The following is a 12,983-nucleotide window of genomic DNA, read 5'->3' as shown; positions in this document are numbered from 1 at the left end:
GCACCCGAGCCCCTGACCATACCCTTGTTTTTTTCATAAACAACGAGTCTGCTACCTGCGGTTTTAATATCGTACTTTTCGGCATGGTTCGGGATATGCGTCCAAACGTAGGAGATGAGCACGATTCGCGGCGGACGGTATCCCGCCACCCCTCCGCGAGACAAAAATGATCCATTTTCCTCCGTCCCCAAGGGACAATTTTCAAAACTACGCCGGATTACGGGGCCAGAATGCTGCAAGCCAACCATACCCTGCATTTTCAAGAAACAATAAACCGTCTAGCTGCGGTTTTATTTTCACTGCTGTCGCTATGGTCGCCAGGCAGCGATTCAGCCCCGTAAACCGGTATAGTTGCGATTTGGTAGCATTTTCCAACACGCCTAAAAGCCCCGCCAAACGAAAAAAGCCCGACCTCCGCATGGAGATCGGGCTTATAGGGTTCAGCAAAGCCGAACCTACACGGTCAAATGACCCGCAGATTACATCTGCTCGGGCGCGGAAACGCCAACGAGGGTAAGCACCAGGGCGAGCGTCACGCGGACGGCGTCGCAGGCGGCCAGACGGGCGCGCGAGAGCTCGGGGTCGACGGGACGGCCCTCGCTCGGCAGAACCTGGCAGGCGGCGTAGAAGCTGTGGAAGTCGCCGGCGAGCTCCTCGGCAAAGTGCGTCAGGCGGAACGGGGCGCGATCGCGAGCGCAGCTGGCAATCAGGTCGGTGAGCTCGTTGAGCTTACGCGACAGGGCGAGCTCGGTCGGGTCGGTCAGCAGCGAGTAATCGACGTTCTCACCGATGGCCTTGGCGGCGACGGCCTTCATGCCCATCTCGGCGGCCTGCTCGGCAGTAACGTCGGCGGCACGGCGCAGGATGGAGCACACGCGAGCGTGAGCGTACTGCACGTAGTACACCGGGTTGGAGTTGTCGCGCTTCTTGACGGCCTCGATGTCGAAGTCGACCATCTGGTTGGAGCTCTTGGAGATGAGCGTGTAGCGAGCGGCGTCGGAGCCGACCTCGTCGACGAGTTCCTGCAGGGTCACCATGGTGCCCTTGCGCTTGGACATACGGACGGGCTTGCCGTTGCGCAGCAGGTTGACGAGCTGGCCCAGCAGAACCTCAAACTTGCCGGGATAGCCAAGAGCGTCACAGACGCAGCGGACGCGCTCGATGTAGCCGTGGTGGTCGGCGCCCCAGATGTCGATGACGTGGTCGACGCGCTGGAACTTATCCCAGTGATAGGCAACATCGGAGGCGAAGTAGGTGTACTCGCCATCGGACTTGATCAGGACGCGGTCCTTGTCATCGCCCAGGTCGGTGGAGCGGAACCACAGGGCGCCGTCCTTGGTGTAGAGGTAGCCCATCTTGTCGAGCTTCTCAAAAGCGCGGTCGACGGCAGAGGTACCGGCGGTCTCGCCCTCGGTGTCCTTCACGTACAGCGAACGCTCGGAGTACCAACGATCGAAGTCGCAGTTGACGGCGTGGCAGAGGTCGCGCATGTTGTCGACCATCTTTACGTAGCCGCGCTCGCGGAAGCTCTCCATGCGCTCCTGCGGATCGGCGTCGACCCACTTGTCGCCGTCGGTGCGCCAGAACTCGGCGGCCTCGTCGATGATGTAGTCGCCGCCGTAGGAGTCCTTGCCCAGGGTCTCGGCAAAGTTGTCCTGATACGGATGGGTCTCGGGGTGCTCGTCGTTCTCGTCGGCAACAAAGGCGTCGCGGTCGGCAATCAGCAGCTTGTGAGCCTCGTCGATATCCACGCCCTGCTTGGCGATGATGTCGGCAAGCTGCATATAGCGCGTGCTGATGGAGTTGCCGAAGGTGTTCATCTGAGAGCCGTGGTCGTTGATGTAGAACTCACGCTGGATGTCGTAACCGGCGTGGTCCATAACACGGCAGAGCGAATCGCCCAGCGCGGCCCAGCGGCCGTGACCGATGTGCATGGGGCCGACGGGGTTGGCGGAAACGAACTCGACCTGGGTCTTCAGGCCACCACCGACGTTGGACTTAGCGAAGTCCATGCCCTTCTCGCGAGCCTCGCCAAAGATGGCATTCTTGACGGCAACGGAGAGGTAGAAGTTGATGAAGCCGGGGCCTGCGATCTCAACCTTCTCAATCGCGGGGTCCTCGGGCATATGGGCAACGATGGCCTCGGCGATCTTGCGCGGGGCGCAGTGAGCCAGCTTGGCGGACTTCAGGGCCATGGTGGAGGTCCACTCGCCATGAGAAGTGTCAGCCGGTCGCTCGATAGCGCAATCGTCAAGTTCAAATGCGGAAAGGTCGCCGGCCTCCTGGGCCGCAGCAAGCGCAGCGCGTACCAGCTCTTCAATCTTCTCGGGCATAGATCCTCCTTGTGTTAAAGCCCCCGAGCTCTTGGTCACTCGTAGGGCAAAAGCCAGAGTTTGTAGCACTCTATCACAAGCGAGGGACACTGTCGCAGGGTAAAGCCAATCGAAATTGCATATGCACAAAATTGACTACAGCTTGTATGGAGTCACTCAAAGATGCCAGTCTGCCTGCAGATTATGCACGCGTTGAAAATGCATAAAGGTGTGAATGAGCTGTGTCTTTTATCGAATACTCTTACCTATCAGAGTTGTGTGCTTTTCCTGCATAAAGCGAGGATTTGCGCACGTCAGCGTGTTATTCTAGACATACGTAAATTCGTATAAGTTGGAGGTAGCATGTTCTCAATCGGTCAACACGTCATTCATCCGGGTCAGGGAGTCTGCACCGTCGTCGGTTTTAGGGACGACACGCCGCAGCCCATGTTGTTGCTCGAGGCCAAGCAGGGGCATGCGCAGACGATCCTTATGTACCCCGTGGCGCAGGCCGACCGTCTGCATGCCGCCATCTCTCAGCAAGATGCCGAGCATCTGCTGAGCCACTATGACGAGCTGGAGTGCGACACCTTTACCGAGCGCAACAGCTCGCTTGAAGAGACACACTTTAAGCAGCAGCTCAAGCTGGGCGCGCCCGAGACGGTCCGCGTGGCAAAGACCATGATGCACCGCATTCGCCAGGCCGAGGAAGCCGATAAAAAGCCCAGCTCTTACTATATGCGTGTACTCAAGGAAGCCAAGCGCCGCTCCATCGAGGAGTTCGCCGTGGCATTGGGCGTCACCGAGGAGGCCGCCGAAGCCCGCCTAGCCCAAGCCGCCCTCAACTAACCTGCCAAAAAGGGACAGGTTTATTTTGGCAGGTTCTATCTGGCCAAACATCAACAAACAATCAGTAAATGGTCGGGTGCTCCGTTTTGTTTAAGAGCGCCCGACCATTTTTCTATCGCCGCAAAAATGCGTGAAGCCCATTTGCGATGACATCACGCGAGGGCCGTCCAGATCGACGTAACCAACGCCCGCATCCACAACAAGCGCGCCCGTCTTACTCAATTACCATTAAAAAGCATCAATTTGAAAACGCAATTATATTTCGGCAGGTAGCAGCTATAGTCGGTGAACTGAATCTCGACAACCGAAGCCCCCGAATGAGGTATCTTCAGCCCATCCAAGCTAAAGGAGGGGCCATGCCGAGAAAACCTCGTTCAAAGTCACCAACCGGTTATTTCCACATCACGTTGCGTGGAAACGGAGGGCAATTGCTGTTTGACGATGCCGAGGACCGAATCGCCATGCTTCAGATCCTCGATGCGATCCTCCCCAAACACAATATCGAGCTTATCGCTTGGTGCCTTATGGGAAACCACATTCATCTGCTCATCGACGATCCGGACGACCGCAAGAGCGACGCGATGCATGCGATAGCCGTATCGTATGCGGGCAGGTACAATGCGCGGACGGGGCATATCGGCCACGTGTTTCAGGAGCGGTTTTGGGATTCGCCCATTAAGTCAGAAGTATATTTACTCGAGGCAATTCGATACATTCATTTGAATCCACAAAAAGCGGGACTGGCAGCATACGACGAATATCCCTGGAGCAGCCATCGCGAGTATCTCATGAGTGCCAGGTCACGGCCGCATGTTACCGGCAGCGTTGTCGGTGTTATATTCCCAACACCTCGCTCATACCTTCGGCTCATGGAAAGTACGCCGTCGCTTCCCTATCGCCCCAGCGCAACAGCCAAGGTTCGCGAGGAAGATCTATGCGAATTTGGCACGGCAATCGTGCAGAGTGTCGCAGGATGTGCTCCGACGGAACTCAAATCCGCCTCCAAGCCACTTCGCAATGAGGCGATTCTCGCGCTTCGAAAACAAGGGCTAACGATTAAGCAGGTTCAGCTGCTGACCGGACTGGGAACATGGATTATCAAGAACGCGTCGTAGCGTCGCGTTTGCCGAGTTACGGATACGGCGAAGCGCAGCTGTCTGCCGCGAGGCGCCGCCATTCGCCAGCTTCACCATGTCAAACAGAAAACGCTTCCGCTGAATAACATCCAACGGAAGCGTTTTCCCAGATAAAACCTACCAAAATAAACCTGTCCCTTTTTGGCAGGTTAGGCCTGGAAGGTGTCGCGGTCGGGCGCGAAGGACTGCATGGCCGCGATGGTGCGGTCAAAGAGCTCGGGGAGCTCCCAGCCGAGCATCAGGGCGCCCTGCGAAATCACGTCGCGCGAGCAGCCGGCGGCAAAGCGCTTGTCCTTGAACTTCTTCTTGAGCGACTTGGTCGTAAAGTCCATAACGCTCTTGCTCGGGCGCATGATGACGGCGGCGCCGATCAGGCCGGTGAGCTCATCGCAGGCAAACAGGATCTTTTCCATCTGCAGCTCGGGTTTGGGCAGCGAGGTGTTGAAGTCCGACGTGTGCGTCTGGATGGCGCGAATGAGCTCGGGAGACGCACCTTCACCCTTAAGAATCTCGGCAGTATAGATGGTGTGGTTCATGGGGTCGTCCTCATGCTCCTCCCAATCCAAGTCGTGCAGCAGGCCGACGATGCCCCAAAACTCCTCGTTCTCGGGGTCGAACTCGCGCGCAAAGTAGCGCATGGTGCCCTCAACCGTCTCGCCATGGGTAATGTGAAACGGGTCCTTGTTGTGCTCGTTGAGCAGTTCGAATGCGCGGTCGCGGGTGATTCCGGCGGTGAGCGTCTGGGACATGGCAATACCTCCAGGTGAGTCGATGTTAGGACACGGTGTCACTATCGTATATCGCCGCGGCTCAAGCCGAAAGGCAAAAAAGTTATGCGGAGAAAAAAGCCGGGCGAACGTGTCGCCCGGCAAAACCGCAGATAAAACCTGCCAAAATAAACCTGTCCCTTTTTGGTAGGTTTAGGGGCGGACCTGGCCGGTGCCGCGGAGCTTGTATTTGTAGGTGGTGAGGGCCTCGGCGGCAAAGGGGCCGCGGGCGTGGAGCTTTTGGGTCGAGATGCCAATCTCGGCGCCCAGGCCAAACTCGCCGCCGTCGGTAAAGCGCGTGCTGGCGTTGGCATACACGGCCGAGGCATCGACCTCGTCCAGGAAGCGCTCGCAAGCATCCGTGTCCTCTGCAACGATGGCCTCGGAGTGCATCGTGCCGTAGCGGTTGATGTGCGCGATGGCCTCGTCCTCGTTCGCCACGACCTTCACGCTCATCTCGAGCGCCAGATACTCGCGACCCCAGTCCTCCTCAGTCGCGGCAACGTAGTCATCGCCCTCGGCAAGCCCGGTGTCGGCGCATGCGGCGCACGTGGCCTCGTCGCCGTGAATGAGCACGCCGTGGTCATGCAGCACGGCCACGACCGCAGGCAAAAACGCATCGGCCACGGCACGGTCGACCAGCAGCGACTCGGCGGCATTGCACACGCCCACGCGCTGCGTCTTAGCGTTGACGATAATATTGAGCGCTTTATCGAAGTCGGCGGATTCATGCACGTAGATGTGGCAGTTACCCGTGCCCGTCTCGATCACCGGAACGAGCGACTCGCGCACGCAGCGCTGGATCAGGCCTGCACCGCCGCGCGGAATGAGTACGTCGACAACACCGCGGAGCTTCATGAGCTCGCCAGTGGCCTCGCGGTCGGTGGACTCGATCATCGACACGGCCTCGCGCGGGAAGCCCTTGGCCTCGAGCGCATCGGCCAGCAGCTCAGAAATCATGGCACACGAGTGATAGGCCAGCGAGCCGCCGCGCAGAATGCAGGCGTTGCCGGTACGGATGCAGATGCCCGCGGCGTCGGCCGTCACGTTGGGACGCGCCTCGTAAACCATGGCGACCAGGCCCAGCGGCACACTCACACGGGTCAGGTCCACGCCGCTTGCAAGCACGCGGTGGTCGAGCACGCGGCCCACGGGATCGGGCAGCTCGGCGAGCTTTTCCAGGCCGGCGGCCATGCCCTCGACGCGCTCGGGCGTCAGCAGCAGACGATCGAGCAGTCCGGCCGAGGTACCCGCATCGCGCGCAGCGGACATATCGAGCTCGTTGGCGGCGACGATGGAGTCGACGCCGTCGCGCAGCGCCGCGGCCATGGCGCGCACGGCCTCCTGGCGCTGTTCATCGCTCGCCGTGGCAAGCGAGGCCGACGCTGCCTTGGCGGCAACGGCAAGATCGTGGACATACGTGGCTATATCGACCGACATGGGCGGCCCTTTCTCCTAGAAGTTTGCAACCATGGTAGCCGATTTGCGCATGGCCTCGCCCGCGGCGGTAGAATTGGTCAACCCGAAACACCGCAACGAACGGAAGACTCACATGGCCCTCATCACTTCGTACCACGTCCCCGGCCTGTATGTCGAGGACCACAGCATCGACGTCCCCCTCGACTGGCGCGGCCTGGAGCCGATGCTCCTGGCCGTCGGCAGCACCATGCGCCGCGGCGCTATACCGACACCCATCGCCGGTGCGCCCGAGAGCATCAAGCTCTTCTACCGCGTGGTTTGCGCACCCGACCGCATCAACGACGACCTGCCGCTCCTTCTCTTTTTGCAGGGTGGCCCCGGTGGCGAGAGCCCGCGTCCGCTGTCGCCCACAAGCGATGGCTGGATCGAAGAGGCCGTCAAGCATTTCCGCGTCGTGCTGCCCGACCAGCGCGGCACCGGACGCAGTAGCTGTGTAGACGGGCGCACGATTGCCGCACTGGGCGAGCGCGCCGAGGCGGCAGGCTCCGATGCGGCCCGCTCGCAGGCGGACTTCCTCAAGCGTCACCTCGCCAGCTCCATCGTGCGCGATTTTGAGTACCTGCGCCTGGTGGGCTTTGGCGGCAAGCCCTGGGTCACACTGGGGCAGAGCTACGGCGGCTTTTTGACGTTGAGCTATCTGTCGCTCTTCCCCGAGGGCGTGGCGGCAAGCTTTACCTGCGGCGGCATTCCGCACGTGCCGGCGAGCGCCAGCGAGGTCTACGCGCACACCTTCCCGCGCATGGCCGCCAAGACGCAGCAGTATTACGACCGTTACCCCGCCGATGTCGAGCGCGTGGCAGCCCTGGCCGATGCGCTCGAGGCTCAGAAGCCCGTGCTGCCCGACGGCTCGCCAATGACGGTCGAGCGCCTACAACTCATGGGCAGCGACTTTGGCATGAAGCCGAGCTTTGAGAGCATGCATTGGATTATCGATCACGCGTTTGTTACAGGCGACGGTACGCTGAGCTGCGGCTCCTCGGTATCCGACAGCTTTTTGATGCGCGCCTTCGAGCGCACCAACACGCGCACGAATCCGCTGTACTGGACGCTGCAGGAGTTCATATACGCCGACGGTGACACTATGCCCATTGGCTGGGCCGCAGCTGAAGAGAAGGCACACCACGCCGAGTTCGACACCCTCGCGCGCCCGCTCATGTTTACCGGCGAGGCCATGTTCCCGTGGATGTTCGAGCAGATGCCCGAGCTCAAGCCCTTCAAGCCCGCCATGGACCTGCTGATGGAAGACACCAGCTGGGACAAGATCTATGACCCGCAGCGCCTGGCGTGCAACGAGGTGCCCCTGCAGGCCGCGGTGTACTTCGATGACATGTACGTGGACTCGGGCATGCAGCTCGATACGCTCAGCCGCGTGGGCAACTCGCATGCCTGGGTGACCAACGAGTTCGAGCACGACGGCTTGCACGGCAGCGTGGTGTTCAAGCACCTCTTCGACGAAGCCCTCAACCGCGGAGACCTGCGCCAGATCTTCTAGCAAAGGAGTGTCCCAAAGTGCCGGCACATAAGGAACGTCCCCAAGTGCCGGAAAAGGAGAGGCAGCACTGCTGGCAAAACGAGCCGCAGCGCTGCCTCTCTTTATGCAAACACTATCAAGTTGTCCCTATGGATCGCGGGCTTCTCGGCCAGGTCTGCGAGCAGGCGGTTGCTGGCAATCTGGTCCTGGCGGCGGCCGGCGGCAAGCTCCAGCACGTCCGAATCGGCCTCGGCGATACCACGGGCGACAACCATGCCGCTCGGGTCGCACACGTCGAGCACATCGCCCTCGGCAAACTGGCCATCGACCTCGCGAATACCCACCGCGAGCAGCGACGATCCGCGGCTGACCAGCGCCTTCGCGGCGCCGTCATCGACCGTCACCGAGCCGTGCGCCTTGTCGCCCAGTGCAATCCACAACTTGCGCGGCGCAATGTCCAGGCGCTCCGCCGGCGGATCGAACAGCGTACCCACGCTCTCGCCGCGGGCCAGACGCACGAGCGCATCGGGCTCCTCGCCCGAGCAAATCACGCTTTGAATGCCCGCCGTCATGAGAATGCGGCTCGCGCGAATCTTGGTGATCATGCCGCCCGTACCCACCGATGTGGAAGAATCGCCCGCCGAGGCGATAATCTTGGCATCGATCTTATGCACGACCGGGATAAACTCGGCCGTCGGATCCTCATGCGGATTGGCGGTGTAGAGGCCATCGATGTCCGAGAGCGTCACGCACAGATCGGCAGAAACCAGGCAGCTCACAAGCGCCGCCAGCGTGTCGTTGTCGCCAAACTTGATCTCATCGACGGTGACGGTATCGTTCTCGTTGACGACCGGCACCACGCCGAGCTCCACCAGGCGAAGCAGGGCGTCGCGCGCGTGCAGGTAGGACGTGCGGCGCGCCGTGTCGTGACGCGTGAGCAACACGAGCGAGGTGAGCAGGTCGCGCGCATGGAACTCCTCGTCGTAGGCCGACGAGATGATGCACTGACCGGCCGAGGCGCAGGCCTGCAGGCTCGGCAGGTCGCCGACCGGCTTACGGTCGAAGCCCAGCACGGGATAGCCGCAGGCAATGGCGCCCGAGCTCACCACGATCAGGCGCCAGCCAAGCTCGCGCAGCGCTGCGGCCTGGTCGGCAAGCCCGCCGATAAAGGCGCGGTTGACCTTGCCGTCGGCGCCCACCACCGTGGACGAACCGATCTTTACCACCATCGTTTTATAAGAAGTCGTCATACGTCAAACCAATCAACTGTTCAGCGAACGGCCGAGCTGGCGGCCAAGGAAGCGTGACTCGCCCCTACCGCCCAAGGAATTAGTGAGCCCAGGGAAAGGCAGAAGCCGCGGCCATGTTCTTGCGCACAAGCTCGTCGCGCACCTGTGCCAAGCCCTGCTCCATGCCCACCACATAAGTCTGCGGGTACAGGAAGCGCTTGTAGACCGGATCCAGATGGTCCAGTGCCCAGGTGCAACGCTCGCGTGCGTCCTCAATGCTCTCGCGCGGGGCAACGGCGCTGCCATCGCGCACGATCGGCGCCAGCAGCTCGCGATACTCGAGCTCGGACACATCGGTCACCAGCGCAGCATCGTTCACGGCCACGAGGGTATTACCGCGCGCGGCGCCCTCCCCAGACAGATGATCCTCGTCATAGATCATGTCGCAGATCGGGCCGCCAAAGCCGTCGTAATAACGGCGCACGCGCTGCACACCCGGGATCGTGCGCTTGTAGGGCTGCTCGGAGAGCTTAACCACCGGCGTCCACGGATCCGTCTCGCTCGCACGGCGGGCGGAAAGCTTATACACACCGCCAAGCGCCGGCTGGTCGTAGCAGGTCGCGAGCTTGGTACCCACACCAAAGCTATCGATGGGCGCACCCTGATCGAGCAGCGACTGAATCGTGTACTCGTCCAGATCGTTGGAAACCGAGATCCCTACATAGGGCAGGCCCTCGGCATCAAAACGGCCACGCACATATTTGGAGAGCTTGGCGAGGTCGCCCGAGTCGATGCGAATAGCCGACAGGCGCTCGCCCACCGCCTCCATCTCCTTGGCAACCGTAATGGCATGCTCGCAGCCCTCGCGCACATCGTAGGTGTCGATGAGCAGCGTACAGTTCTTGGGGCTCGACTTGGCAAAGGCACGGAAGGCCTCGAGCTCGGAATCGAAGCTCATCACCCAGCTGTGCGCATGCGTGCCAAAGACGGGAATACCGTAGCGGCGGCCGGCGAGCACATTGGACGTAGAGGAACAGCCGGCAACGTAGCTCGCGCGCGCGACGGCCAGGCCGCCATCGGGACCCTGGGCGCGGCGCAGGCCAAACTCGGCCACGGGACGGCCGTCCGCCGCCAGCACCACGCGCGCCGTCTTGGTGGCGACAAGCGTCTGGAAGCCGACGATGTTGAGCAGCGCCGTCTCGAGCAGCTGGCACTCCAGCGCGGGGCCGGTAACGCGCACCATGGGCTCACGCGGAAAGACGAGCTCGCCCTCGGGGACGGCGTCGATGTTTACATGCGCACGAAAATCGCGCAGGTAGTCGAGGAATTCAGGCTTGAACATCGCGCCGCCGGCCGGGGCCTGGAGCGAGGCGAGGTAGTCGATGTCCTCGGGCGTAAAGCGCAGGTTCTCGACCAGCTCGGGCAGCTCGGCGGTACCGCACATGACGGCATAGGCGCTACCAAAGGGATGGTCGCGGTAAAACGCGGTAAAACAACCCTGCTCATTGGCCTTGCCGCTCTCCCACAGGCCCTGGGCCATAGTGAGCTCGTACAGATCGGTAAGCATTGCGATGTCGGTGGGATGAGAGATATCGGTCAAAGCCATGGGGCGACCTTTCGGATGCGTTGTGCAGAGGTTGAGGGTTGGACAAGGGCAGAGTGTTCGGACATGACGCCCGATGTAAATCGGTTAGAGCAGGCCCATGCTGGTCAGGATCGTGTAGCCCATAAAGATGACAAACGCGATGAGGGCAAGGACAATGATGATTTTTTGAGCCGGCGCCATGCCAGGGATCTCGTTCTCGCCCGTAGGCTCCTTGGAGGTAACCATGCGCTGGGCAAAGGTCATCTCGTCACGGCTCGGCTTGGGCTCGACGGACTTGGAACGAGCGGCCTTTTTAGGCTGAGGTTTGGGCGCGGCAGGTGCAGGCTTCGCGGCAGCGGGCTTTGGCGCGGGCGCCGGTGCGGGTGCGGCGTTCGCGGCGACCTCCTCGGCCTTCGCACGCTCGGCACGCAGGGCAGCCAGCTCCTCACGCTCGCGACGGGCCTCTTCCCGAGCCTCGCGGCGTGCCTTCTCAGCGCGGAGCTCTTCCAACTCAGCGCGCTCCTCGTCGGACAATGGTTGGGACTCAAGCTCGGCCATGGTACAGCCCTTTCTTTTAAAAAAAGCCGCCGACACAATGTCAGCGGCTTATCAAATCCAAGGGTGGAGACGAAGGGAGTCGAACCCTCGGCCTCTGCCATGCGACGGCAGCGCTCTCCCAACTGAGCTACGTCCCCAGGACAAGTCGATATTTTACCTACGGCTCGCCAACTGTCAACGCCCAATAACCAGTCTTTTTGGGGCGGGGCTATTTTAGCTACTTTCAGATGCCGGCTCGACCCCTGCCGAGAGTAGTCTTTTTGGGACGGGGCTTTTTAGCTGCCCCTGCCGTTAATCGGCCAAAACGTGTGCGCTCTCTGCTGGGGCTAAAAAAGCCCCGTCCCAAAAAGACTACTCAGCAGAGCTACTTTGCGCTGGTAAGAACACCGGTGGTGTCAAACGCCGGGGTAAAGCTCTCGTCTACCGCGCCGCCCTCTTGCCAAAACATCGTCGTAAAGCCCAGGTCGTCGGCATGGTCGAGCACCTGCTCGTACTCCTCGCGCGTTACGGCACGGGCCAACTCGCCGCCCTGCTCGCGCATGAGTGCATTGGGCGTGTACTGGTTCATAACCGAAATCGGCACGTCGCCCACCGTCTGCCACACCAGGTCCAGCACGCGGCACGAATCGTCCGCATGCCCCGGCAGCACCAGGTGGCGCACGATGATACCGCGCTTCATGAGCCCGTCCTCGTCCACCAGCTCTCCCCCGCGGCGCTCGATCTCGCACGCCATCTGTGCCAGGCCCGACACGGCCACGCGCGGGTAATCCTTAATATGAGAAAGCGACTGCGCAAGCCCGGCATCGGCATATTTAAAGTCGGTGAGCCACACATCGACCAGGTCACCCAGGGCAGCTACGGCACTCGCCCGCTCATAGCCGCTCGTGTTGTAAACGATCGGGATGTCCAGCCCGCGCTCCCTCGCTGCGGCAATCGCGGCCGGCAGCAGGTGAGCATAATGCGTCGCAGTCACCAGGTTGATGTTGTTGGCTCCCTGGTCCTGCAGTTCCAGCATAATCTCGACCAGACGCTCAGGCGAAATCTCAAGGCCAAAATTGCCGGTCGAGATCTCGTGGTTCTGGCAGTAGATACATTTAAGCGAGCAGCCGCTAAAGAAGATCGTGCCCGAACCGGCCTCGCCCGAGATAGGCGGCTCCTCCCACATATGAAGCGCCGCGCGGGCCACCCTGAGCGTGTCGTTAGCACCGCATACGCCGCGCACGCCCTCATCGCGCGCCGCACCGCAACGGCGGGGACACAAATGGCAGGCGGGCGAAAAAAGTTCGGTCAACGACGTCGGCATAAAAACATGCTCCAAAACAACGATTCAGCAGCTCAAACGTAAAGGGCCAGGCCGCGTAGACGGCTCGAGCCCCAAGGCGCCGTAATCGTCCGACACGATTTTTGTAATGTCAAGACTGGAATCGATAAAGTGCCGCTTTATGATGTAGGTATTCCGCCCCCCGCGGAGCAACTGGGTGAACCGTCGCGTTTATTTAGGGAGCCCACACAGTCGTACCTAGTACAGGTATCCTTCGTTGTTAAGGACGCTGGAACAGTCGATGAGGGCACCCACCTGTTTTAGGTGGGTTCATTT

10 protein-coding genes and 1 tRNA gene are annotated in these 12,983 nt (G+C 60.9%); 3 read left to right on the top strand and 8 right to left on the bottom strand.

Annotated elements, in window-relative coordinates; genetic code table 11:
* Positions 1-479: 479 nt before the first annotated feature.
* The gene (gene argS, locus DXC18_RS07530) at positions 480-2,333 is read right to left on the bottom strand and encodes an arginine--tRNA ligase (RefSeq protein WP_117716824.1); all 1,854 of its coding nucleotides are present in this window, start codon (positions 2,331-2,333) and stop codon (positions 480-482) included.
* 342 nt (positions 2,334-2,675) lie between these two features.
* Between argS and DXC18_RS07525 the strand changes: the two genes are divergently transcribed.
* Both DXC18_RS07525 and DXC18_RS07520 read left to right on the top strand, forming a co-directional pair.
* The gene (locus DXC18_RS07525; protein ID WP_089572030.1) at positions 2,676-3,161 is read left to right on the top strand and encodes a CarD family transcriptional regulator; all 486 of its coding nucleotides are present in this window, start codon (positions 2,676-2,678) and stop codon (positions 3,159-3,161) included.
* A gap of 356 nt (positions 3,162-3,517) precedes the next feature.
* Positions 3,518-4,276, top strand: coding sequence for a transposase (locus DXC18_RS07520; protein WP_158552035.1), 759 nt, complete (start codon positions 3,518-3,520; stop codon positions 4,274-4,276).
* Positions 4,277-4,446: 170 nt separating this feature from the next.
* Here DXC18_RS07520 and DXC18_RS07515 read toward each other — a convergent pair whose 3' ends face one another.
* On the bottom strand, positions 4,447-5,046 hold the full coding sequence (locus DXC18_RS07515) for an HD domain-containing protein (protein WP_117583747.1): 600 nt from the start codon (positions 5,044-5,046) through the stop codon (positions 4,447-4,449).
* A gap of 171 nt (positions 5,047-5,217) precedes the next feature.
* Positions 5,218-6,504, bottom strand: a complete 1,287-nt coding sequence (locus tag DXC18_RS07510; protein ID WP_117655690.1) for a glutamate-5-semialdehyde dehydrogenase — start codon at positions 6,502-6,504, stop codon at positions 5,218-5,220.
* Positions 6,505-6,616: 112 nt separating this feature from the next.
* On the opposite strand from DXC18_RS07510, the gene DXC18_RS07505 reads away from it, so the two are divergent.
* Positions 6,617-8,035, top strand: coding sequence for an alpha/beta fold hydrolase (locus DXC18_RS07505; protein WP_117716823.1), 1,419 nt, complete (start codon positions 6,617-6,619; stop codon positions 8,033-8,035).
* A gap of 101 nt (positions 8,036-8,136) precedes the next feature.
* Here DXC18_RS07505 and proB read toward each other — a convergent pair whose 3' ends face one another.
* From proB to DXC18_RS07480, 5 genes are all read right to left on the bottom strand, one after another.
* Positions 8,137-9,264, bottom strand: coding sequence for a glutamate 5-kinase (gene proB / locus DXC18_RS07500; protein WP_089572036.1), 1,128 nt, complete (start codon positions 9,262-9,264; stop codon positions 8,137-8,139).
* Positions 9,265-9,343: 79 nt separating this feature from the next.
* Positions 9,344-10,849, bottom strand: a complete 1,506-nt coding sequence (locus DXC18_RS07495; protein WP_117655692.1) for a nicotinate phosphoribosyltransferase — start codon at positions 10,847-10,849, stop codon at positions 9,344-9,346.
* Positions 10,850-10,933: 84 nt separating this feature from the next.
* Complete coding sequence (locus DXC18_RS07490; RefSeq protein ID WP_117716822.1) at positions 10,934-11,386, bottom strand: hypothetical protein; 453 nt, start codon at positions 11,384-11,386, stop codon at positions 10,934-10,936.
* Positions 11,387-11,450: 64 nt separating this feature from the next.
* Positions 11,451-11,523 (bottom strand) — tRNA-Ala (locus DXC18_RS07485).
* A 227-nt stretch (positions 11,524-11,750) separates the two neighbouring features.
* On the bottom strand, positions 11,751-12,689 hold the full coding sequence (locus tag DXC18_RS07480; RefSeq protein WP_117716821.1) for a radical SAM protein: 939 nt from the start codon (positions 12,687-12,689) through the stop codon (positions 11,751-11,753).
* Positions 12,690-12,983 lie beyond the last annotated feature (294 nt).

This window comes from Collinsella sp. OM08-14AT, assembly GCF_003438115.1.
In the GTDB taxonomy this organism is placed as follows: Bacteria; Actinomycetota; Coriobacteriia; order Coriobacteriales; family Coriobacteriaceae; genus Collinsella.
The sequence above is the reverse complement of the archived record's forward strand: the minus strand, read 5'-3'. Positions and strand labels throughout refer to the sequence as shown.

Coding starts and splice junctions, on each gene's coding strand:
- argS (WP_117716824.1), bottom strand. CDS start 2,333: ATGCCCGAGAAGATTGAAGAGCTGGTACGCGCTGCGCTTGCTGCGGCC.
- DXC18_RS07525 (WP_089572030.1), top strand. CDS start 2,676: ATGTTCTCAATCGGTCAACACGTCATTCATCCGGGTCAGGGAGTCTGC.
- DXC18_RS07520 (WP_158552035.1), top strand. CDS start 3,518: ATGCCGAGAAAACCTCGTTCAAAGTCACCAACCGGTTATTTCCACATC.
- DXC18_RS07515 (WP_117583747.1), bottom strand. CDS start 5,046: ATGTCCCAGACGCTCACCGCCGGAATCACCCGCGACCGCGCATTCGAA.
- DXC18_RS07510 (WP_117655690.1), bottom strand. CDS start 6,504: ATGTCGGTCGATATAGCCACGTATGTCCACGATCTTGCCGTTGCCGCC.
- DXC18_RS07505 (WP_117716823.1), top strand. CDS start 6,617: ATGGCCCTCATCACTTCGTACCACGTCCCCGGCCTGTATGTCGAGGAC.
- proB (WP_089572036.1), bottom strand. CDS start 9,264: ATGACGACTTCTTATAAAACGATGGTGGTAAAGATCGGTTCGTCCACG.
- DXC18_RS07495 (WP_117655692.1), bottom strand. CDS start 10,849: ATGGCTTTGACCGATATCTCTCATCCCACCGACATCGCAATGCTTACC.
- DXC18_RS07490 (WP_117716822.1), bottom strand. CDS start 11,386: ATGGCCGAGCTTGAGTCCCAACCATTGTCCGACGAGGAGCGCGCTGAG.
- DXC18_RS07480 (WP_117716821.1), bottom strand. CDS start 12,689: ATGCCGACGTCGTTGACCGAACTTTTTTCGCCCGCCTGCCATTTGTGT.